Source organism: Pseudomonas indica NBRC 103045, from assembly GCF_002091635.1.
Lineage (GTDB): Bacteria > Pseudomonadota > Gammaproteobacteria > Pseudomonadales > Pseudomonadaceae > Pseudomonas_M > Pseudomonas_M indica.
This window is the reverse complement of sequence record NZ_BDAC01000013.1, coordinates 102,118-120,881: the sequence shown is the minus strand read 5'-3', so window position 1 is coordinate 120,881 and position 18,764 is coordinate 102,118. Positions and strand designations below refer to the sequence as shown.

At 62.2% G+C, this 18,764-nt stretch carries 20 protein-coding genes and 3 pseudogenes; 5 read left to right on the top strand and 18 right to left on the bottom strand.

What is annotated here, in order from left to right:
• Positions 1-12: 12 nt before the first annotated feature.
• The 7 genes from ispC to rpsB all read right to left on the bottom strand — a co-directional run bounded on the left by ispC (position 13) and on the right by rpsB (position 6,028).
• On the bottom strand, positions 13-1,203 hold the full coding sequence (gene ispC, locus PIN01S_RS16480) for a 1-deoxy-D-xylulose-5-phosphate reductoisomerase (RefSeq protein WP_084336981.1): 1,191 nt from the start codon (positions 1,201-1,203) through the stop codon (positions 13-15).
• Positions 1,200-2,015, bottom strand: coding sequence for a phosphatidate cytidylyltransferase (locus PIN01S_RS16475; RefSeq protein WP_084336979.1), 816 nt, complete (start codon positions 2,013-2,015; stop codon positions 1,200-1,202). Before PIN01S_RS16475 ends, ispC begins: the two co-directional genes overlap by 4 nt.
• Positions 2,015-2,770: a polyprenyl diphosphate synthase gene (gene uppS, locus PIN01S_RS16470; protein ID WP_084336977.1), complete on the bottom strand. Its 756-nt coding sequence runs from the start codon at positions 2,768-2,770 to the stop codon at positions 2,015-2,017. The genes PIN01S_RS16475 and uppS overlap by 1 nt, the downstream gene beginning before the upstream one ends.
• A gap of 14 nt (positions 2,771-2,784) precedes the next feature.
• Complete coding sequence (gene frr / locus PIN01S_RS16465) at positions 2,785-3,342, bottom strand: ribosome recycling factor (protein ID WP_084336975.1); 558 nt, start codon at positions 3,340-3,342, stop codon at positions 2,785-2,787.
• On the bottom strand, positions 3,339-4,082 hold the full coding sequence (gene pyrH, locus PIN01S_RS16460) for a UMP kinase (protein WP_084336973.1): 744 nt from the start codon (positions 4,080-4,082) through the stop codon (positions 3,339-3,341). Before pyrH ends, frr begins: the two co-directional genes overlap by 4 nt.
• 213 nt (positions 4,083-4,295) lie before the next feature.
• Positions 4,296-5,165 (bottom strand): translation elongation factor Ts, encoded by an 870-nt coding sequence (gene tsf / locus PIN01S_RS16455; RefSeq protein WP_084336971.1) that lies wholly within the window; start codon positions 5,163-5,165, stop codon positions 4,296-4,298.
• 122 nt (positions 5,166-5,287) lie between these two features.
• A complete protein-coding gene (gene rpsB, locus PIN01S_RS16450) occupies positions 5,288-6,028 on the bottom strand; it encodes a 30S ribosomal protein S2 (RefSeq protein ID WP_084336969.1) in 741 nt (246 codons plus the stop codon).
• Positions 6,029-6,289: 261 nt separating this feature from the next.
• Here rpsB and map point away from each other — a divergent pair, with 261 nt between their 5' ends.
• The 3 genes from map to dapC are packed head-to-tail and all read left to right on the top strand — an operon-like array spanning position 6,290 to position 11,065.
• The gene (gene map, locus PIN01S_RS16445; RefSeq protein WP_084336967.1) at positions 6,290-7,072 is read left to right on the top strand and encodes a type I methionyl aminopeptidase; all 783 of its coding nucleotides are present in this window, start codon (positions 6,290-6,292) and stop codon (positions 7,070-7,072) included.
• Between the two features lie 41 nt (positions 7,073-7,113).
• The gene (locus PIN01S_RS16440) at positions 7,114-9,813 is read left to right on the top strand and encodes a [protein-PII] uridylyltransferase (RefSeq protein WP_084336965.1); all 2,700 of its coding nucleotides are present in this window, start codon (positions 7,114-7,116) and stop codon (positions 9,811-9,813) included.
• A 55-nt stretch (positions 9,814-9,868) separates the two neighbouring features.
• Positions 9,869-11,065: a succinyldiaminopimelate transaminase gene (gene dapC / locus PIN01S_RS16435; protein WP_084336963.1), complete on the top strand. Its 1,197-nt coding sequence runs from the start codon at positions 9,869-9,871 to the stop codon at positions 11,063-11,065.
• Between the two features lie 42 nt (positions 11,066-11,107).
• On the opposite strand, the gene PIN01S_RS16430 is transcribed toward dapC, so the two are convergent.
• Positions 11,108-11,788: a polysaccharide lyase family 7 protein gene (locus PIN01S_RS16430; RefSeq protein WP_244505931.1), complete on the bottom strand. Its 681-nt coding sequence runs from the start codon at positions 11,786-11,788 to the stop codon at positions 11,108-11,110.
• 241 nt (positions 11,789-12,029) lie between these two features.
• Between PIN01S_RS16430 and PIN01S_RS16425 the strand changes: the two genes are divergently transcribed.
• Positions 12,030-12,371 (top strand): ArsC family reductase, encoded by a 342-nt coding sequence (locus tag PIN01S_RS16425; RefSeq protein ID WP_280141657.1) that lies wholly within the window; start codon positions 12,030-12,032, stop codon positions 12,369-12,371.
• A 2-nt stretch (positions 12,372-12,373) separates the two neighbouring features.
• Positions 12,374-12,745: pseudogene (locus PIN01S_RS16420) on the top strand (LysE family translocator); the annotation flags it as partial.
• 89 nt (positions 12,746-12,834) lie between these two features.
• Here PIN01S_RS16420 and PIN01S_RS16415 read toward each other — a convergent pair.
• The 10 genes and pseudogenes from PIN01S_RS16415 to PIN01S_RS16380 all read right to left on the bottom strand — a co-directional run bounded on the left by PIN01S_RS16415 (position 12,835) and on the right by PIN01S_RS16380 (position 18,764).
• Positions 12,835-13,053, bottom strand: a complete 219-nt coding sequence (locus tag PIN01S_RS16415; protein WP_244505930.1) for a hypothetical protein — start codon at positions 13,051-13,053, stop codon at positions 12,835-12,837.
• A 41-nt stretch (positions 13,054-13,094) separates the two neighbouring features.
• Positions 13,095-13,355: a hypothetical protein gene (locus tag PIN01S_RS16410; RefSeq protein WP_084337051.1), complete on the bottom strand. Its 261-nt coding sequence runs from the start codon at positions 13,353-13,355 to the stop codon at positions 13,095-13,097.
• 61 nt (positions 13,356-13,416) lie between these two features.
• A complete protein-coding gene (locus tag PIN01S_RS26780) occupies positions 13,417-13,623 on the bottom strand; it encodes a carbon storage regulator (RefSeq protein WP_169715841.1) in 207 nt (68 codons plus the stop codon).
• Between the two features lie 57 nt (positions 13,624-13,680).
• Positions 13,681-13,791, bottom strand: a pseudogene (locus PIN01S_RS27165) (DUF4113 domain-containing protein); the annotation flags it as partial.
• 866 nt (positions 13,792-14,657) lie between these two features.
• A complete protein-coding gene (locus PIN01S_RS16400) occupies positions 14,658-15,452 on the bottom strand; it encodes a DNA adenine methylase (RefSeq protein ID WP_084336953.1) in 795 nt (264 codons plus the stop codon).
• A 148-nt stretch (positions 15,453-15,600) separates the two neighbouring features.
• Positions 15,601-15,792, bottom strand: a pseudogene (lysC, locus tag PIN01S_RS27465) (Rz1-like lysis system protein LysC); the annotation flags it as partial.
• On the bottom strand, positions 15,704-16,189 hold the full coding sequence (locus tag PIN01S_RS27160; RefSeq protein WP_244505929.1) for a PilN family protein: 486 nt from the start codon (positions 16,187-16,189) through the stop codon (positions 15,704-15,706). The pseudogene lysC and the gene PIN01S_RS27160, both read right to left, overlap by 89 nt.
• Entirely contained in the window at positions 16,186-16,692 is a 507-nt protein-coding gene (locus PIN01S_RS16390; RefSeq protein ID WP_084336951.1) for a hypothetical protein, read from the bottom strand. The genes PIN01S_RS27160 and PIN01S_RS16390 overlap by 4 nt, the downstream gene beginning before the upstream one ends.
• Before the next feature lie 48 nt (positions 16,693-16,740).
• Positions 16,741-17,187, bottom strand: a complete 447-nt coding sequence (locus tag PIN01S_RS16385) for a hypothetical protein (protein WP_084336949.1) — start codon at positions 17,185-17,187, stop codon at positions 16,741-16,743.
• Positions 17,184-18,764: a hypothetical protein gene (locus PIN01S_RS16380; protein ID WP_084336947.1), complete on the bottom strand. Its 1,581-nt coding sequence runs from the start codon at positions 18,762-18,764 to the stop codon at positions 17,184-17,186. The genes PIN01S_RS16385 and PIN01S_RS16380 overlap by 4 nt, the downstream gene beginning before the upstream one ends.

Here is an 18,764-nt window from a genome sequence, read left to right as displayed (position 1 = left end):
TTTCCTCCGGACCTAGCGTCCGTGGCGATACAACCATTCTTCGGCCAAGGCTCTTGCCCTGGCATCGGCCGTCAAGACGACGTCGAGGCTTTCGACCGTTTCGACCGGCTCGAGATTCAGCACTTCCCCGATGATACTCGCGATCTCGGTGAAGCGGATGCGCCGTTCGAGAAAGGCTGCCACCGCTACCTCATTGGCGGCATTGAGCATCGCCGGTGCCGTGCCGCCCGCCTGAGCGGCCTGACGGGCCAGGCGCAGACAGGGGAAACGCAACTCGTCCGGTTCTTGGAAGTCCAGCCGACCGACCTTGAACAAATCCAGCGGCGCGACCCCCGAATCGATGCGTTCGGGCCAGGACAAGGCATGGCTGATCGGCGTGCGCATGTCCGGGTTACCCAGTTGCGCCAGCACCGAACCGTCCACGTAGTCCACCAGGGAGTGAATGACGCTTTGCGGATGAATGACAACCTCGACCTGCTCCGGTCGTGCATCGAACAACCAGCAGGCTTCGATCAACTCGAGCCCCTTGTTCATCATGCTGGCCGAATCCACGGAAATTTTGCGTCCCATGGACCAGTTCGGATGAGCGCACGCCTGCTCCGGCGTGACGTCGCTCAAACCGGCCAGCGGCATTTCGCGGAACGGGCCACCGGATGCAGTGAGCAGGATCCGGCGCACACCGACCGTCCCCAGACCACGTGAGTAGTCGTTCGGCAGGCACTGGAAGATGGCATTGTGCTCGCTGTCGATCGGCAGGAGCACCGCGCCACTGCGACGCACCGCCTGCATGAACAGCGCACCGGACATCACCAACGCTTCCTTGTTGGCCAGCAGGACCTTCTTGCCTGCCTCGACTGCCGCCAGAGTCGGCTTGAGGCCCGCTGCACCGACAATTGCCGCCATCACCACATCCACATCCGGGTGAGCGGCGACCTCGCACAATCCCCCCTCCCCTACCAGTACACGGGTGTCCAGGCCCGCTGCCAACAGACCACCACGCAAATGGCGGGCACCGTCTTCATCCGCCACGACAGCGAAACGAGGACGATGACGCAGGCACAGGACCTCCAATTCGGCGAGACGACTGAAGCCGCTCAGAGCGAACACTTGGTAGCGTCCGGGATGACGGGAGATTACATCGAGCGTACTGAGACCGATGGAGCCCGTGGCCCCCAGTACGGTTATCCGTTGCACTTCGCTCACAGCGAGCCCCAGCCATACGCCCAGAGCAGTACGGCGAACAAGGGAATGGCGGCTGTCAGGCTGTCGATACGATCGAGCACCCCGCCATGGCCCGGCAGCAGGTTGCTGCTGTCCTTCATGCCGGATTGACGCTTGAACATGCTTTCGGTCAGGTCGCCAACCACGGAAATCAGCACCACCAGCGCCGCACCACCCAGCGCCAGCAACAGCTCGACGGCGGACCATCCCCGGTAGAGCCCGACACCGAGCGTGATCGCCAGGCTGGCCAACAGACCACCGATCAGACCTTCCCAGCTTTTGCCGGGACTGACCCTCGGAGCCAGTTTGCGCTTGCCGAAGGTTTTGCCGGAAAAGTAGGCACCGATGTCAGCGCCCCAGATCAGCACCATCACCGCCAGGATCAGGCCATTGGCCAGCGGCCATTGCTTGATCAGTACCAACCCCTGCCAGGCCGGCAGAAGAATCAGCAGACCGATTGCCAGCCGCCCCGGAGGACCATCCCAGTAACGGCTGCTGTCCGGGTAATTCATGACCAGCCAGACCGCAACCAGCCACCAGGCGACGCCTAACAGCAGTACCCACGGTGCCATCATGGGCAACAGGTGGAGCACCAGGAGCAGGACTGCGACCGCGACCGCATAGGCGATCCGCCGGGATTGCTCGACGAGCCCAGCCAGCCGTGCCCATTCCCAGGCCCCCAGGCTGACCACCGCCCCGATGAAAAGCGCGAACGCGCCACCTTCGAGGAAGAAGAAGCCGCCCAAGGCGATGGGCAGCAACACCAGGGCTGTGATGATTCGTTGTTTCAGCATCAGGCTCTTGCCTCTGCTTCCACCTGCTCACTGGTCTTGCCGAAGCGGCGTTGGCGGGTAGCGAAGTCGGCCAGCGCCTTGCGCATGGCGTCGTGTTTGAAATCGGGCCAGAACAGATCGGAGAAATACAGCTCGGCATAGGCGAGCTGCCACAGCAGAAAATTGCTGATGCGATGTTCACCGCCCGTGCGAATGCAGAGGTCCGGCAACGGCAGATCGCCGGTGACCAGACACCCCTGCAGCAGCTCAGCCGTGATGTCCTCCGGCTGCAGATGCCCGGCCTGGACTTCCCGCGCCAGGCGCTGCGACGCCTGCACGATGTCCCATTGCCCGCCATAGTTGGCGGCGATCTGCAGGATGAAGCGCTGGTGCCCGGCGGTCAGGGCCTCAGCCTCGCGCATGGCGGCCTGCAATTCCGGATGGAACCGGGTGCGATCGCCGATGATGCGCAGGCGTATGTCGTTTTCATCCAGCTTCTTCGCTTCGCGGCGCAGAGCCGTGAGGAAAAGTTCCATTAGCGCGCCGACCTCGTCGGCCGGACGCTGCCAGTTCTCGCTGGAGAAGGCGAACAGGGTCAGGACTTCGACACCCGCCTCCGCGCATACCTCGATGACCGCTCGCACCGCATCCACGCCTGCCTTGTGCCCGGCGACACCGGGCAGCAGGCGCTTCTTCGCCCAGCGATTGTTGCCATCCATGATGATCGCGACATGGCGGGGTATTGCAGGCGATGCCGCTGACTTGGTCTTTTCCATGAAAAGCCCCGGCCTCAGACGGCCATCAGGTCCTTTTCCTTGGCTTCGAGGGCCTTGTCCACCTCGGCGACGAACTTGTCGGTCAGCTTCTGCAGCTCGTCGGCGGCACGACGCTCTTCGTCTTCGCTGATTTCCTTGTCCTTGGACAGCTTCTTCAGCTCGGCCAGGGCATCACGGCGCACATTGCGCACAGCCACCTTGGCCTCCTCGGCGACAGCACGGGCCTGCTTGGTATAGCCCTTGCGTGTTTCCTCGGTCAGGGCAGGCATCGGTACACGAATAGTGGTACCGGCGCTGGACGGGTTCAGGCCCAGGTCGGAAGTCAGGATGGCCTTCTCGATGGCGGCACTGAGGTTCTTGTCGTGAGCGACGATCTTCAGGGTGCGGGCGTCCTCGACGGTGATCGCGGCCACCTGATTCAGCGGCATCTCGCTGCCCCAGGCCGGGACCTTGACGCTGTCCAGGATGCTCGGGTGCGCACGACCGGTACGGATGGACGCCAAGTGGCGCCCCAGGGCCTCGATGGACTTGCCCATACGCTCCTGCGCGTCTTTCTTGATCTCGTTGATCATTCGTTCGACTCCTCGATCAGGGTTCCTTCGGCGCCACCGACGACGATGTTCAGCAGGGCACCTGGCTTATTCATATTGAAGACCCGCAGCGGCATCTTGTGGTCGCGACACAGACAGATGGCGGTCAGGTCCATCACACCCAGCTTGCGGTCCAGCACGCCATCATAGGTCAGACGGTCAAACTTCTCCGCATTGGGGTCCTTGAACGGATCGGCAGTGTACACGCCATCCACCTTGGTGGCTTTCAGTACGACATCCGCATCGATCTCGATGGCGCGCAGGCAGGCCGCCGAATCGGTGGTGAAGAACGGGTTACCGGTACCTGCGGAGAAGATCACCACGTCGCCGCCATTCAGATGGCGGATGGCCTTGCGGCGATCATAGTGGTCGGTGACGCCGACCATGGAGATCGCCGACATGACGATCGCCGGAATATTCGAGCGTTCCAGCGCATCGCGCATGGCCAGGGCGTTCATCACGGTGGCGAGCATGCCCATGTGATCGCCGGTGACCCGGTCCATGCCGGCCGCCGACAGGGCCGCGCCGCGGAACAGGTTGCCGCCACCGATGACCAGGCCGACCTGAACGCCGATGCCGACCAGTTGGCCAACTTCAAGCGCCATGCGGTCGAGTACCTTGGGATCGATCCCAAACTCTTCCGACCCCATCAAGGCTTCGCCGCTTAGTTTGAGCAGAATGCGTTTATAGCGAGGTTGGCGACCACTCACCTGCTGAGCCATTGCGTATCTCTCCTGCGGCGTTTGAATGCTGACGGGCGTTGAGCCCGTGTTTGTAGCGCTTTGACAGCGCCAATGGTGCCCGAGTGCATGTACCGGGGTACCAGAATTCGTACCGCCCCTCGCTCCAGCACCGGCACGGGAGACGGAGCCCATTTGACGAAGAGGCCGCGCGCGTGAGCGGGCAGCCTCTTCGGGGGCGACAGCGGAACCGTCTTACTGCTTGGTTGCGGCGACCTGGGCAGCGACTTCGGCGGCGAAATCGACTTCCGCCTTCTCGATGCCTTCACCCACTTCGTAGCGAACGAAGGAAACCACTTCGGCACCGGCCTTCTTCGCCAGCTCGCCAACCTTGATTTCCGGGTCCTTCACGAACGGCTGCTCGACCAGGCTGGCCTCGGCCAGGAACTTCTGGATACGACCCGCCACCATCTTCTCGACGATGTCGGCCGGCTTGCCCTTGATCTTGTCCTCGTTCAGGGCGAGGAAGACGCCCTTCTCGCGCTCGACGGCCTCGGCGGAAACCTCGGACGGGTTGAGGAATTGCGGGTTGCTGGCCGCGACGTGCATGGCGATTTCCTTGGCCAGCTCGGCGTTACCGCCCTTCAGGACGACCAGAACGCCGATGCGGTGGCCGTGCAGGTAGGCACCCACGACATCGCCTTCGACACGGGTCAGGCGACGGATGTTGACGTTCTCGCCGCACTTGGCGACCAGGGCTTCGCGAGCGGATTCTTGGGAGACGATCAGCGGAGCGGCATCGGTCAGTTTTTCAGCGAAGGCCTTTTCCAGGCTGTCGGCGACGAACGCCTTGAAGTCATCCTGCAGGGCCAGGAAGTCGGTCTGGGAGTTGACTTCGATGATCACGGCGGACTTGCTGTCGGCAGCCACTTTGACGGCGATGGAGCCTTCGGCGGCGATGTTGCCGGCCTTCTTGGCAGCCTTGATCGCGCCGGAAGCGCGCATATCGTCGATGGCCTTCTCGATGTCGCCATCAGCGGCGACCAGGGCCTTCTTGCATTCCATCATGCCTTGACCGGTGCGCTCGCGCAGTTCTTTGACCAGGGCTGCAGTAATCTCTGCCATGTTCGCAATCCTCTTGAATGGTTAACCATCCACCCGGGCAAGGCCGGGCGTTCGATTCGAAGGTGGCAAAAAGGGGGCCTAGCCCCCTTCTTGCGCACCGGGTAACGCTATGCGTTCCTGACTCAGCCTTCAGCGGCCTCGCTCGGGGCTTCCTCGACGAACTCGTCAGCACCACCGACGGCGTTCTGGCGGCCACGCAGCACGGCATCGGCCACGGCGCCCAGGTACAGCTGAACGGCGCGAATGGCGTCGTCGTTACCGGGGATGATGTAGTCGACGCCTTCCGGGCTGCTGTTGGTATCGACAACGCCGATGACCGGAATGCCCAGCTTGTTGGCTTCGCTGATGGCGATGCGCTCATGGTCGACGTCGATCACGAACAGAGCGTCCGGCAGACCGCCCATGTCCTTGATACCACCCAGGCTGCGCTCCAGCTTTTCCAGATCGCGGGTGCGCATCAGGGCTTCTTTCTTGGTCAGCTTGGCGAAGGTGCCGTCCTGGGACTGGGTTTCCAGCTCACGCAGGCGCTTGATGGAAGCACGGATGGTCTTGTAGTTGGTCAGCATGCCACCGAGCCAGCGGTGGTCGACGTACGGCGAACCGCAACGAGCGGCTTCTTCGCGGACGATCTTGCCAGCGGAACGCTTGGTGCCGACGAACAGGATTTTGTTCTTGCCGGAAGCCAGCTTCTCAACGAAGCTCAGGGCTTCGTTGAACATCGGCAGGGTCTTTTCCAGGTTGATGATGTGAATCTTGTTGCGCGCGCCGAAAATGTACTTGCCCATTTTCGGGTTCCAGTAACGGGTCTGGTGGCCGAAGTGCACACCGGCCTTCAGCATATCGCGCATATTGACTTGGGACATGATCGTTCCTTAGTAAGTCGGGTTAGGCCTCCACGCATCCCAATATCCAACCCTCGCGGGCACCCAGGATACCGTGTCGATACGTGTGTGGGTTAAGGCTTCAGGGCCTGCTGCCCGTAAAGCGGCGCGTTTTATACCACAGAAGACCGCCCGGCGAAACCCGCAGCGATGGCCGGCAGGCAGGGTGGCCGGCAGGGCACGGTCTGCTAGAATCGCGTTTTCCCCGTTTTTGCCTTGCGCCCGAGCGCCCAGAGAGTCCGAATGACCGTCACCATCAAGACGCCCGAAGAAATCGAAAAAATGCGCGTAGCCGGCCGGCTGGCCGCCGACGTGCTGGAGATGATCGGCGAGCACGTGAAGCCCGGCGTCACCACCGAGGAACTGGACCGCATCTGCCACGACTACATCGTCAACGTACAGAAAGCCATTCCCGCCCCGCTCAACTACAAGGGTTTCCCCAAGTCCATCTGCACCTCCGTCAACCACGTGGTCTGCCATGGCATTCCCAACGAGAAGGCATTGAAGGAAGGCGACGTGCTGAACATCGACGTGACCGTGATCAAGGACGGCTATCACGGCGACACCAGCAAGATGTTCATGGTCGGCAAGGTGCCGGAGTGGGCCGAGCGCCTGAGCCGCATAACCCAAGAGTGCATGTATAAAGGCATCGAACTGGTCCGTCCGGGCACCCGCCTCGGCGATATCGGCGAAGTGATCCAGAAGCACGCCGAGAAGAACGGTTTCTCCGTGGTCCGCGAATACTGCGGGCATGGCATCGGCAAGGTCTTCCACGAAGAGCCGCAAGTCCTGCATTACGGCCGTGCCGGCACCGGCATGGAATTGAAGGAAGGCATGACCTTCACCATCGAGCCGATGATCAACCAGGGCCGCCCGGAAACCCGCCTGCTGGGTGACGGCTGGACGGCGATCACCAAGGACCGCAAGCTGTCCGCGCAGTGGGAGCACACCATCCTGGTGACCGCCGACGGCTACGAGATCTTCACCCTGCGCAGCGACGACACCATTCCGCGCACCTCGGCCTGATCGCCGCTCCGTCATCGCGTCATATAAGAGGAAGGCCCGCCATGCCGCAGGTGGATCCCGAGTTGTTCGACCGCGGGCAGTTCCAGGCGGAACTGGCCTTGAAGTCCAGCCCCATCGCCGCGTTCAAGAAGGCGATCCGCCAGGCCCGCGAAGTCTTGGACGCGCGCTTCCAGTCCGGACGTGACATCCGCCGTCTGGTGGAAGATCGCGCCTGGTTCGTCGATCAGATTCTCAATGCTGCCTGGGATCGCTTCGACTGGAGCGAAGACGCCGATATCTCGCTGGTCGCGGTCGGCGGCTATGGACGTGGGGAGCTGCATCCCTTCTCCGATATCGACCTGCTGATCCTGCTGGAAAGCGACGACCACGAAATCTTCCGCGAGCCGATCGAGGGTTTCCTCACCCTGCTCTGGGATATCGGCCTGGAAGTCGGCCAGAGCGTGCGCTCGGTGGCGGAGTGCGCCGAAGAGGCCCGCGCCGACCTGACGGTGATCACCAACCTGATGGAAAGCCGCACCATCGCCGGCCCCGAACGCCTGCGCCAGTCAATGCTCGAGACTACCAACAGCGCCCATATGTGGCCGAGCAAGCATTTCTTTCTGGCCAAACGCGAAGAACAGCGGGCCCGACACGCCAAGTACAACGACACCGAATACAACCTCGAGCCGAACGTGAAAGGCTCGCCGGGCGGGCTGCGCGATATCCAGACCATCCTCTGGGTGGCGCGCCGGCAGTACGGCACGCTCAACCTGCACGCCATGGTCGGCCAGGGCTTCCTTACCGAAGGCGAGTACGCCCTGCTCTCCAGCTCCCAGGAATTCCTCTGGAAAGTGCGCTACGCCCTGCACATGCTCGCCGGGCGGGCCGAAGACCGCCTGCTGTTCGACCACCAGCGCAAGGTGGCCGGCCTGCTCGGTTTCGACGACAGCGACCCCAAGCGCGCCATCGAGCGCTTCATGCAGAAGTACTACCGCGTGGTGATGGGCATCGCCGAGCTGAGCGAGCTGATCAACCAGCACTTCGAGGAAGTTATCCTGCGCGCCGGCGAAAGCGGGCCGGCCCAGCCGCTGAACAGCCGCTTCCAGCTGCGCGACGGCTACATCGAAGTGACCCACGAGAAAGTCTTCAAACGCACGCCCTTCGCCATCCTGGAAGTCTTCGTGCTGATGGCCCAGCACCCGGAAATCAAGGGAGTGCGCGCCGACACCATCCGCCTGCTGCGCGACCATCGCCACCTGATCGACGACGATTTCCGCACCGACATCCGCAACACCAGCCTGTTCATCGAGCTGTTCAAGTCATCCCAGGGCATCCACCGCAACCTGCGGCGGATGAACCGCTACGGCATCCTCGGCCGCTACCTGCCGGAGTTCGGCCATATCGTCGGCCAGATGCAGCACGACCTGTTCCACATCTATACGGTCGATGCGCACACCCTCAACCTGATCAAGCACCTGCGCAAGTTGAAATGGCCGGAGCTGGCGGAGAAATTCCCCCTGGCCAGCAAGCTGATCGACAAGCTGCCCAAGCCTGAATTGATCTACCTCGCCGGCCTTTACCATGACATCGGCAAGGGCCGCGGCGGCGACCACTCCGAGCTGGGCGCCCAGGACGCCGAGGCCTTTTGCGTACGCCACCAGTTGCCGACCTGGGACACCCGCCTGGTCACCTGGCTGGTGCAGAACCACCTAGTGATGTCCACCACCGCGCAGCGCAAGGACCTCTCCGACCCGCAGGTGATCTTCGACTTCGCCCAACGGGTCGGCGACCAGACCCGCCTGGACTATCTCTACGTGCTCACCGTGGCCGATATCAACGCCACCAACCCGAGCCTGTGGAACTCCTGGCGCGCCAGCCTGCTGCGCCAGCTCTACACCGAGACCAAGCGTGCCCTGCGCCGTGGCCTGGAAAACCCGCTGGACCGCGAAGAGCAGATTCGCCAGACGCAGAGCGCCGCCCTGGACATCCTGGTACGCAGCGGCATCGACCCGGACGATGCCGAGCAGCTCTGGTCGCAGCTCGGCGACGACTATTTCCTCCGCCACACCGCCGGCGATGTGGCCTGGCATACCGAGGCGATCATCCAGCACCCGGCCACCGACGGCCCGCTGGTGCTGATCAAGGAGACCGCCCAGCGCGAGTTCGAAGGCGCTACCCAGATCTTCATCTACGCCCCGGACCAGCACGATTTCTTCGCCGTGACCGTGGCAGCCATGGACCAGCTCAACCTGAACATCCATGACGCCCGGATCATCACCTCGACCAGCCAGTTCACACTGGACACCTACATCGTGCTGGACACCGAGGGCGGGCGGATCGGCGACAACCCGGCGCGGATCAAACAGATTCGCGAGGGCCTGATCGACGCGCTGAAGAATCCCGACGACTACCCGGCGATCATCCAGCGCCGGGTGCCGCGCCAGCTCAAGCATTTCGCCTTCGCCCCGCAGGTCACCATCCACAACGACGCCCAGCGCCCGGTGACCGTGCTGGAAATTACCGCGCCGGATCGCCCTGGTCTGTTGGCACGGATCGGCAAGATATTCCTCGATTTCGACCTGTCGTTGCAGAACGCGAAGATTGCCACGCTCGGCGAGCGGGTCGAGGACGTATTCTTCGTCACCGACGCGAACAACCAACCGCTGTCCGACCCGGACCTGTGCATGCGCCTGCAGGAGGCCATCGTGGCCCAGTTGTCCGAGGCCAACGGCCAGTCGGCACCGACCCGGATCCATTTTTGAACAGCCAGATACCCACGGCGGCAGGCCGCTGCCGCCCGCGGCCAGGAAAACAATGATGAACCCCGCACTCGACGCCTTGCAGCCCTACCCCTTCGAAAAACTCCGCGCCCTGCTCGCCGGCGCCCAGCCACCGGCAGAGAAAAAGCCAATCGCGCTGTCCATCGGCGAACCCAAGCATCGCTCGCCGAGCTTCGTCGCCGAGGCCCTGGCCGCCAACCTGGAAATGCTTTCGGTCTATCCGACTACGCTGGGTCTGCCGGCACTGCGCGAAGCCATCGCCGCCTGGTGCGAGCGGCGCTTCGGCGTACCCGCCGGCTGGTTGGATGCGGCGCGCCACGTGCTGCCGGTGAACGGCACCCGCGAGGCCCTGTTCGCCTTCACCCAGGCCGTGGTCGACCGCAGCCGCGACGGTCTGGTCGTCAGCCCCAACCCCTTCTATCAAATCTACGAAGGTGCGGCGCTGCTCGCCGGCGCCCAGCCCCACTACCTGCCCTGCCTGGCGGAAAACGGCTTCAACCCGAACTTCGACGCGGTTCCCGCCGAGGTCTGGCAGCGTTGCCAGATTCTCTTCCTCTGCTCGCCGGGCAATCCCACCGGTGCGCTGGTCCCGCTGGACACCTTGAAGAAGCTGATCGCCCTGGCCGACGAACACGACTTCGTGATCGCCGCCGACGAGTGCTACAGCGAACTCTACTTCGACGAACAGAACCCGCCGCCCGGCCTGCTCAGCGCCTGTGCCGCCCTGGGTCGCCAGGACTTCAAGCGCTGCGTGGTCTTCCACAGCCTGTCCAAGCGCTCCAACCTGCCGGGGCTGCGTTCGGGTTTCGTCGCCGGCGATGCCGACATTCTCAAGGCCTTCCTGCTCTATCGTACCTACCACGGCTGTGCGATGCCGGTGCACACCCAACTGGCCAGCATCGCCGCCTGGAACGACGAGGTGCATGTACGTGCCAATCGCGCGCTGTATCGCGAGAAGTTCGATGCCGTGCTGGATATCCTCGCGCCGGTGCTGGATGTGCAGCGGCCGGACGGCAGCTTCTACCTATGGCCGAAGACGCCCATGGAAGACGCCACCTTCACCCGCGAGCTGTTCGCCCGCGAGCATGTCACCGTGGTCCCCGGCTCCTACCTGTCGCGCGAGGTGGAGGGGGTCAACCCCGGCGCCGGCCGGGTGCGCATGGCCCTGGTCGCCCCGCTGGCCGAATGTGTCGAGGCGGCGGAGCGTATCCGCGACTTCCTGCGTCACGCCTGATGTTCGGGCGCGGCCAATCGAGCAGCCGCGCCCGGTTCTCCCTCACTTCGTGTGGGTTGCGCTGAGCTGGTGGAAGACCGTGCGGCCCCCTTCGGTCGCCGGTCCGACGTTATCCAGCGTGTAGACGCCCGCCTTGAAATAGAAGCGCTTGCCGGCCCAGGCCGGATCGACCTTGCCGGTATAAGTCAGGCCGTTGATCGCCACCTTGAGATCGCCCTTGCGAGAGATGTCGATCGAATAGTTGAAGCGGGTATTCAGCGGCATGCTCTTGTAGGTCATCACCACCGGGCTTTTGGCGTCCGCCGGTTTATTCCGCAACTCCACGTTCACATAGCCGACGCCGCGCTCGACGCGGTATTGCAGCTTGATGTACGGCGTCGGGTTGTCCTTGGAATGCACCTGGCCGATCACCACCTTGCCGCTGGACGGCACCTGGGTCACCGCCAGCGACGCCTTCAGGCTGTGGTTGCCTTCGCTGTACAGCCAGTTGCGCAGCTTGCCGTCGGGAAAGGTCTCGCGCAGCTCGCTGCGCGGATAGACACTGTTCTTCGTCGTGGTGCCGGTCACCGGCGCCCAGAAGAACAGGCTGTTGCCGGAACGATAGAAATACGGGCTGCGGTAGCCGGCTTTCATCAGGCGGGTTTCGATGGTTTGGGCAGGGACTTGCTCGGGAATGGTCAGATTCCAGGTGCTCAGATCGATCATGTTGGCGATTACGGACACGGCTTGCGCACCTTGCATCCAGGTAAAACGTGCAAGCCAACGAAGAACGCCCCGACCAACCCCCGGCGAGGCGAATGTGGTATCAGACGTAACGGTAATGACGTGGATTTCTTGACCGCTCGCCGACGGGCGGCGGCGCAGACGCCTCGCGGACGGGAATCCATCGCATGCCACAATGTCGTGGCATAATCGCCGGTCTGTCCGACAACCAACCGATGAACCGGAGCATCACGTGAGCGCGATCCGCCTCTACGGCATCAAAGCGTGCGACACCATGAAGAAAGCCCGCAGCTGGCTGGACGAGAAAGGCGTCGCCTACGACTTCCACGACTACAAGAGTGTCGGTATCGACCGCGAGAGCCTCGCGAAATGGTGTGTCGAGCATGGCTGGGAAGTGATCCTGAACCGTGCCGGAACCACCTTCCGCAAGCTGGACGACACGCAGAAGGCCGATCTCGACCAGGCCAAGGCCATCGAACTGATGCTGGCCCAACCCTCGATGATCAAGCGACCGGTTCTGGATCTGGGTGAGCGCACCCTGGTCGGCTTCAAGCCGGACGCCTACGCCGCCGCACTGGAGTAACCATGGGACTCGGCACCTGGCTGCTGTTCATCCCGGCCTGTTTCGCCCTCAACATGGCGCCGGGCCCGAACAACCTGCTGTCGATGCACAACGCCGCCCGCCAGGGCCTGCGCACAGCCTGCCTGGCCGCAACCGGCCGCCTGCTGGCATTCGCCGGCATGATCGCCCTCGCCGCCTCCGGTCTGGCACTGGTCCTGCAGGCCTCGGCCACGCTGTTCCTGATCATCAAGCTGGCCGGCGGCGCCTATCTGCTCTGGCTGGCCCTTCAACTCTGGCGCTCCCCTGTCGGAGAGACGGATACCACTGGCAGCGAGCCGCGCCTGTCGCTACGGCGATTGGCGCGCCAGGAGTTCTGGGTCGCGGCGGGCAACCCTAATGACGGCTAATATAAACTTTTTCTGCGGCAATAAAAAAAGCCCGAGGCCCCATAATTCAAAGGCATCGGGCTTTTTTGGCTATCGGATTAGCGTGTGGAGTCCGCCAGGCATTCAAGGGCGAACTGCACAGGGTACGGGGCGGCGCGGTAGCCCTCGCTCGACTCATCGGCCAAGTAATAACGCATCACCCGCTCGCCGATCCCGAGCATCTGTGCAGCCTGGCGCTGCGTGACGCCGGCTGCGTCCAACAACCCGCGCAGGTAGCGCGGGTCCGGGTTGTGGCGGGAGGCGTCTACCGCAAACACTGCCCAGGGCAGTGACCGAAAGCCCCGCATCGCGGGGCTTATCATTCGTAACGCGCTACACCCTCACCCACAGCCCGCCACTGTTCCTCCGGCTCTCGCGAGTCGGAGCAGATGAACACCTCGACCGTCTGCCCCTCTTTCGGCTCGGCTGGCCGAAGCGCAGCATTCCGAAACGTGGTGCGGCCATCGGTGGTGTAGGAGCTTTCCGAACGATGGAACTCCCAGATGCCGGCCTTGCCGGCCTCGCCCAGCTTTCGCTCCAGGTGGAGGCTCCAACGCGCCTTCAGACGAATGATCAACACGACAACTACCCCCATATCAGATGATCGGGGGCGATTGTACGCGCGAAATACGTGGCTTCCGCTACTCGCGGTCGACCAGCTCGTCTCTCAGAATGGAAATGGCCTGTGGCGCATCAACGACGACACGCATTCGCTCGCCGTATTTGGAGTAGACCCTGACGTGGATACCACCCCGGGCGAGTTGCCGGAGAGCTTCGTCCGGGTCGGCTTTGGGATCTAATTTGAGAGTTAGGCCGGTTCCGTCCCGGCGCTCGAGGATGAGGGGCATGAGGTTCCTCCCTGAGTGGCCCAGGCGCAGTCTAGCAACCCCTCGGCCGAGTCTACTCACCTCCTGGAGGTGATCTATCCGAGTTGTGAACGACCTGCTCATCAGCTCGCGACGCATACCCCATTCCAGGGCGATCGACACCAGCGCCGGGCGTTGCATGCCTCTCCCACGCGCGCGTTTATTTGAAGACGCAAAACGAATGAAAAAAAGCGCGTAAAAATATAGCCAAAAAAACAATACAGATAACAACGAAAAAAATCGAAGAAAAAACAACCGAAAAACAGCAGACAACAAACCGACAACAGAAAAGAAAACAAACGAACAACAAAAAGAAAACAAGCAGACAACAGAAAGGAAAACAAACAAAGATTTTTAACGAAAAAATCTGCGAACTAAAAAAGTACAAAAGTACGTAAGCACAAAAGGCCAAAACACCCACAAGCATCGCATCCAGTGGTCTCCCAGTGACGTCTCAGTGGTTTTTCTGAGACACCACGCCCCACCAGAAACTAATACTTGACGCTAACTAAATAGGACACTTACCATCCCATGAAACAGCCACGCTAAAGAGAACACTATTAGTGTTCAGGGGTTTTCTTTGCCTAAGATTAGCCCACACCAGAACGGCTCTGATTACCCTTGCGCTTCTCTAGAACGAACTATCATTGAACAGGAGGCGGGGGAAGAAAGGCCGCCGCAACAAAAAGGGCAGAGAGGGTGCGCCTCTCTGCCCTGATGCTAGCGGTGCATGTGACGAAACCAGACGCCATCACTGACTTCACGGAGTAGTGCAACTACCGCAGGCTTCAATGCGACTGTAGCACACCTCTTGTGGATGGGCCGACCTTTCTGGCAACCCAATCACACAGGCGAAGCCCGCCTGGAGGATAGGAAATGAAGCTATTTGAGCTTTTCCTGACTCTCTGCATAGAGATCGTCAGGCTGCTGCAAATGATAAGCAGGATGTAATCCTGACGAATGATGGCTGCCGGCCTGCAGCCTCTCATCCACCCGGAGGCTTGGAACGGCAGGAGTCAAAACAGCCCGCCCAATGCCTCCATTTCCCAGTTCATGATCACCAACTCGCCCGTCACCTCGGCACTGCCCTGCCGCTGGTTGGTATTGCTGTACCGGATATCCAACCGTTCCGTCTGGAAACCGGTGAATACCTCCCGAATGTCAGGGTGGTCATTGATGCTGACCATGACCTTCCCTTTGCACCTGCGCATGAAGTCAGCCATCCGGACATACTCGTCGAAGGGAAAGGCCACGCCGTAGCCTTCGGTGTTCCAATAGGGCGGGTCCATATAGTGAAAGGTGTGCGGCCGGTCGTACCGCTCGGCGCACTCAAGCCACTCCAGATTCTCGACGTATGTGCCAGCCAGGCGCTGCCACGCGGCGGAAAGGTTTTCCTCGATGCGTAACAGGTTGATGGCCGGGCCAGTGGTAGCAGTCCCGAATGTCTGCCCAGACACCTTGCCACCAAACGCATGGTGTTGCAGGTAGAAGAACCTGGCGGCGCGCTGGATGTCCGTCAGCGTTTCCGGCCTAGTCATCTTCTGCCACTCAAATATCTGCCGGCTGGAAAGCGCCCATTTGAACTGACGAACGAACTCCTCCAAGTGGTTTTTCACCACTCGGTAGAGACATACCAGATCGCCATTGATGTCGTTCAGCACCTCGACAGGAGCAGGTACCGGACGAAGGAAGAAGAGTGCAGCGCCACCGGCAAAAACCTCGACGTAGCACTCATGGGGAGGGAACAGGGGAATAAGGCGGTCGGCCAGGCGGCGCTTGCCGCCCATCCAAGGGATGATGGGGTTGGTCATGTTGCAAGCCTTTACTGTATAGATAAACAGGTGCTAGGCTCCGCCGCGCTTCGTGCACGAGGCGGGAGCCTTGGCTGGACTTGCAGGGACGGTCTGCGGGTTCGGCGGCCGGCTTGGGTGCTGGAACACTTGAGCCGGTCGCTCCTTCTTACTGGACTCTCTGCACCTCCTGCCGGCGAATGCAGTCCAGAACCTGGGTTGCACACATCAGCAGTGCCGAGTCGGCGGCATCGAGCGCGCGGCGGAAGTCGTCATTGCTGATCGGTACCGGGCGACCCGGCAGGCGGCACGGGGTCAGGGCGCATTCCGCTCGGGCCGTGGTAGGCGGCTGGGTCGGTGGTTTCGGGGCGCGCGTACAGCCGCCCGAGAGCAGGAGGCACAGCGCCACGCAGCCACTCAGCAACAATCTGGTCATTCGCTCTCAACTCCTCGATGGCTGCGGACTGCTCGGCCGCGGTGCGGGTGATGGTTTGGCCAAGGCGGCGCATATCGCGCTCGATCTCCGTAATGGCGCCGAGCTGGCGTTGCTGCTCGGCCAGGACGTTGCCCTGCAGGTCGATCATCTGTTGGGCGGCCGACAGCTGCTGCTCGGCATTAGCCGCGCGATCGGCCTGCCGATCGATACGGGGTGAGAGCCCCCACCACACCAGACCAGCTCCGATACCCATCAGGAGGGCTCCGCCGATCAGCAATGCCACCAGACGCGCCGACGAGGGCGCCAGGGCGAGCCAGGTCATTTGATTGCCTCCATGGCCATGGCGTAGTTGATGGACCATTTCCGCCGCAGCGCCGAACGCTGCTCAGGCGCACCGTTTGAATAGGCACCGGGGCGCCACGTGCGGAGGTACAGCTCCCAGGCACGACTCACCTCGCCGGCCGGTGGCAGCGGACCCGGATCGGTCCAGAGCAGCAGCCGGGCGAACGCGGCGGCCAGGATGTCGTCGTGCTCCATCGCCGTATGGACCGCCCCTGCATCGGGCTGGACGCCGCGAGCGGCGCAGACAGCCAACGCATGCTGACGGCTGGCAGTGTGAATCAGCACGCCGGCCACGCCACCGCCACGCTCGAACTGCCACAGGCCACGCGCGGGGCCAGTGGGCCATTGCCGGCGGCGCTGGTCGGGGTCTTCCTGCCGAGTGATCGCCAGCAACATCAGATCGGCCAGCGGGCCGGACATGCGAGCAGGCAACAGCGCGAGAGCAGGCGCAATCGCCCGCTCACGGATTTCAGTGAGGGTCATAGGGTCTCCAGAAACGAAAAACCCGCCGAAGCGGGTGGTGAGCGAGAACTACTGGAACAGGACGGTATTGCTACCAACCACGAATGGGTTGGCGATGGCAGGCTCGCAGTAGTACACCTGGCCGACGTTGGCCCCGTACGTACCACCATGCCTCAATTGCGATTTAGGGATAGTCAGGCCGTTGATTTTCAGGGACGCGAACGGCAGCGAGTTGACCGTAGGCCAGTTGGTTGTGCTACCGCGTACCACGAGATAGAACGAGTCCGGTGCGGAGTTACCCGGCTGCGTGTAGGCCAGCGCCATCATCTCGCCGAGCCCACCAGGATTTGGAGCGCCGCCAGGGTATACCGTCATCCCCACCGGGTTGAGCGTACCAGTCGCGCCGTAGTCGATCTCGATGTTGTAGCCCCATGCCCCGTAGCTCGGCGGCGTGCTGGCGATCGTGATTACTCCGCCCTGGCGCGAGGGATACCCCGCAACGATGCCTGGAATCATGCCGGCACCGTTTGACCGATCAGGTCCCATGTATCAGTGCCGATCTTTTTTAACGTGCATGTCATGTTGTTGGTCAGCACCAGGGTTCCGCCAGATGGCGCGTTGATCGTCACCCCGGATGCGGCAACGATGGTCAGGTTCGCATTGGCTGCCCGTCGGATGTGGATTTCCGAGCCAATCGGATACGCCACGCTGGCGTTGGTCGGAACCGTGCAGGTGGCATTCGACCCAGCGGTGAATCGCTGATACGTGCCGGCGTCAGCCAGCGCAAACGTTTTGCTGGTGGCGCTGACCGTAACCAGCGGCGACAGTCCGTAGGAATTGACGATGCCGGTTATGTCCACACCAGCGGCGGTAGTAGCGAGCCGGGTATTCCCCTGGTGCAGGAGCTGTACTGGGCCGCCTGCACTATTCAACCTGGTCGCACCAGTTCCTACGTTCAACAGGTCCAGCGTACCGTTCACGCCAGCGTTGCGTAGCAATCTGCCGGAGTAGTCGGTGTTGGTATCATCGGCATGTAAATCGACGAACGACGCTCTATCGCCACTGGCGTTGATACCCAGCTCAAGCGCATTGGCGCCGATCTGGTTGTTTCCGATTACAGAACCAGCACTGGCTGTGATGGTGGTGAATGTCTGTGCCGCACTCCAAGTGTTCGCCGTATTCAACTTGCCTACGGCGTTTCCGCTTGTCCCAACCACCAGGTTCCCGTTGTGCCACAACTCCGCCCAGGCATAGTTTCCGGTGCCATAGTAGTTACCAATCCACGCGCGCTTGTTCGCGGCGCTGGCGGAATTCGCAATGACGAAATACTGGGTGGCGGAAACGCTGGACCAAGCGGAAACCAAGAGCTGGTTATTGCCGGACCCCGGCGGTGCATTGGCGCTGGCCGGCGACACACCATCGCCCGTTGCAAGATATACCCCGGTCGGACGATAGGCAGCGAAGTCGGTGATATACAGCGGGTTGCTGCTGTTGTAGGTCGTCGGAATGCGAGCGCCGCACCCAAACGCACCACGCAACAGCACGCTCCCAACTGTCTCATCCATGGGGCCCGTCTGTTTGACCAGATCGTTCGTCCTCCACAGTCGCTCACTGGTCGTGTCGGTCGCGGACGTGGTGGCATCGCGGGTGACGGAGGTGGCTAGCCCAAGCGCCGCTCGCGCCTCCGGCGCATCAGCGGTACCAATCAATTGCCGACCGTACACGGTCAGGCTGGTGAGCGCGTAGGCATCAGAGCCAGTCGAGTAGATCGTCTGGTTGGCGGACGAGTTGAGGGCAGCCAGGGCGGTCAGCGTGGCGTCCAGCGGCTGTCGGTTGTCGAGCTGCGCCTGGATCTTCCCCAGCGCCTGGAGGATCGTATCCGTCGCCGTGATCGCCGCGTTGGTCGCCGTCGAGAGCCCCGTCAGCACCACGGAGCGCACAGCGCTGGCCAGGCTCGCCCAGGTTTTGTCACCCCGGTAATACTGCTGGGTGTCGCCGGACGCTACAGGCGGCTCCGCGCCGGCGAGTGTGTCGCCGGCTGGGAGCTGCCGGCGACGGCCGCCGATCCACACCACGGGTTTGCGTTGCGCCAT

Coding starts and splice junctions, on each gene's coding strand:
- PIN01S_RS16475 (WP_084336979.1), bottom strand. CDS start 2,015: ATGCTGAAACAACGAATCATCACAGCCCTGGTGTTGCTGCCCATCGCC.
- uppS (WP_084336977.1), bottom strand. CDS start 2,770: ATGGAAAAGACCAAGTCAGCGGCATCGCCTGCAATACCCCGCCATGTC.
- frr (WP_084336975.1), bottom strand. CDS start 3,342: ATGATCAACGAGATCAAGAAAGACGCGCAGGAGCGTATGGGCAAGTCC.
- pyrH (WP_084336973.1), bottom strand. CDS start 4,082: ATGGCTCAGCAGGTGAGTGGTCGCCAACCTCGCTATAAACGCATTCTG.
- tsf (WP_084336971.1), bottom strand. CDS start 5,165: ATGGCAGAGATTACTGCAGCCCTGGTCAAAGAACTGCGCGAGCGCACC.
- rpsB (WP_084336969.1), bottom strand. CDS start 6,028: ATGTCCCAAGTCAATATGCGCGATATGCTGAAGGCCGGTGTGCACTTC.
- map (WP_084336967.1), top strand. CDS start 6,290: ATGACCGTCACCATCAAGACGCCCGAAGAAATCGAAAAAATGCGCGTA.
- PIN01S_RS16440 (WP_084336965.1), top strand. CDS start 7,114: ATGCCGCAGGTGGATCCCGAGTTGTTCGACCGCGGGCAGTTCCAGGCG.
- dapC (WP_084336963.1), top strand. CDS start 9,869: ATGAACCCCGCACTCGACGCCTTGCAGCCCTACCCCTTCGAAAAACTC.
- PIN01S_RS26780 (WP_169715841.1), bottom strand. CDS start 13,623: ATGCCCCTCATCCTCGAGCGCCGGGACGGAACCGGCCTAACTCTCAAA.
- PIN01S_RS16400 (WP_084336953.1), bottom strand. CDS start 15,452: ATGACCAACCCCATCATCCCTTGGATGGGCGGCAAGCGCCGCCTGGCC.
- PIN01S_RS27160 (WP_244505929.1), bottom strand. CDS start 16,189: ATGACCTGGCTCGCCCTGGCGCCCTCGTCGGCGCGTCTGGTGGCATTG.
- PIN01S_RS16390 (WP_084336951.1), bottom strand. CDS start 16,692: ATGACCCTCACTGAAATCCGTGAGCGGGCGATTGCGCCTGCTCTCGCG.
- PIN01S_RS16385 (WP_084336949.1), bottom strand. CDS start 17,187: ATGATTCCAGGCATCGTTGCGGGGTATCCCTCGCGCCAGGGCGGAGTA.
- PIN01S_RS16380 (WP_084336947.1), bottom strand. CDS start 18,764: ATGGCGCAACGCAAACCCGTGGTGTGGATCGGCGGCCGTCGCCGGCAG.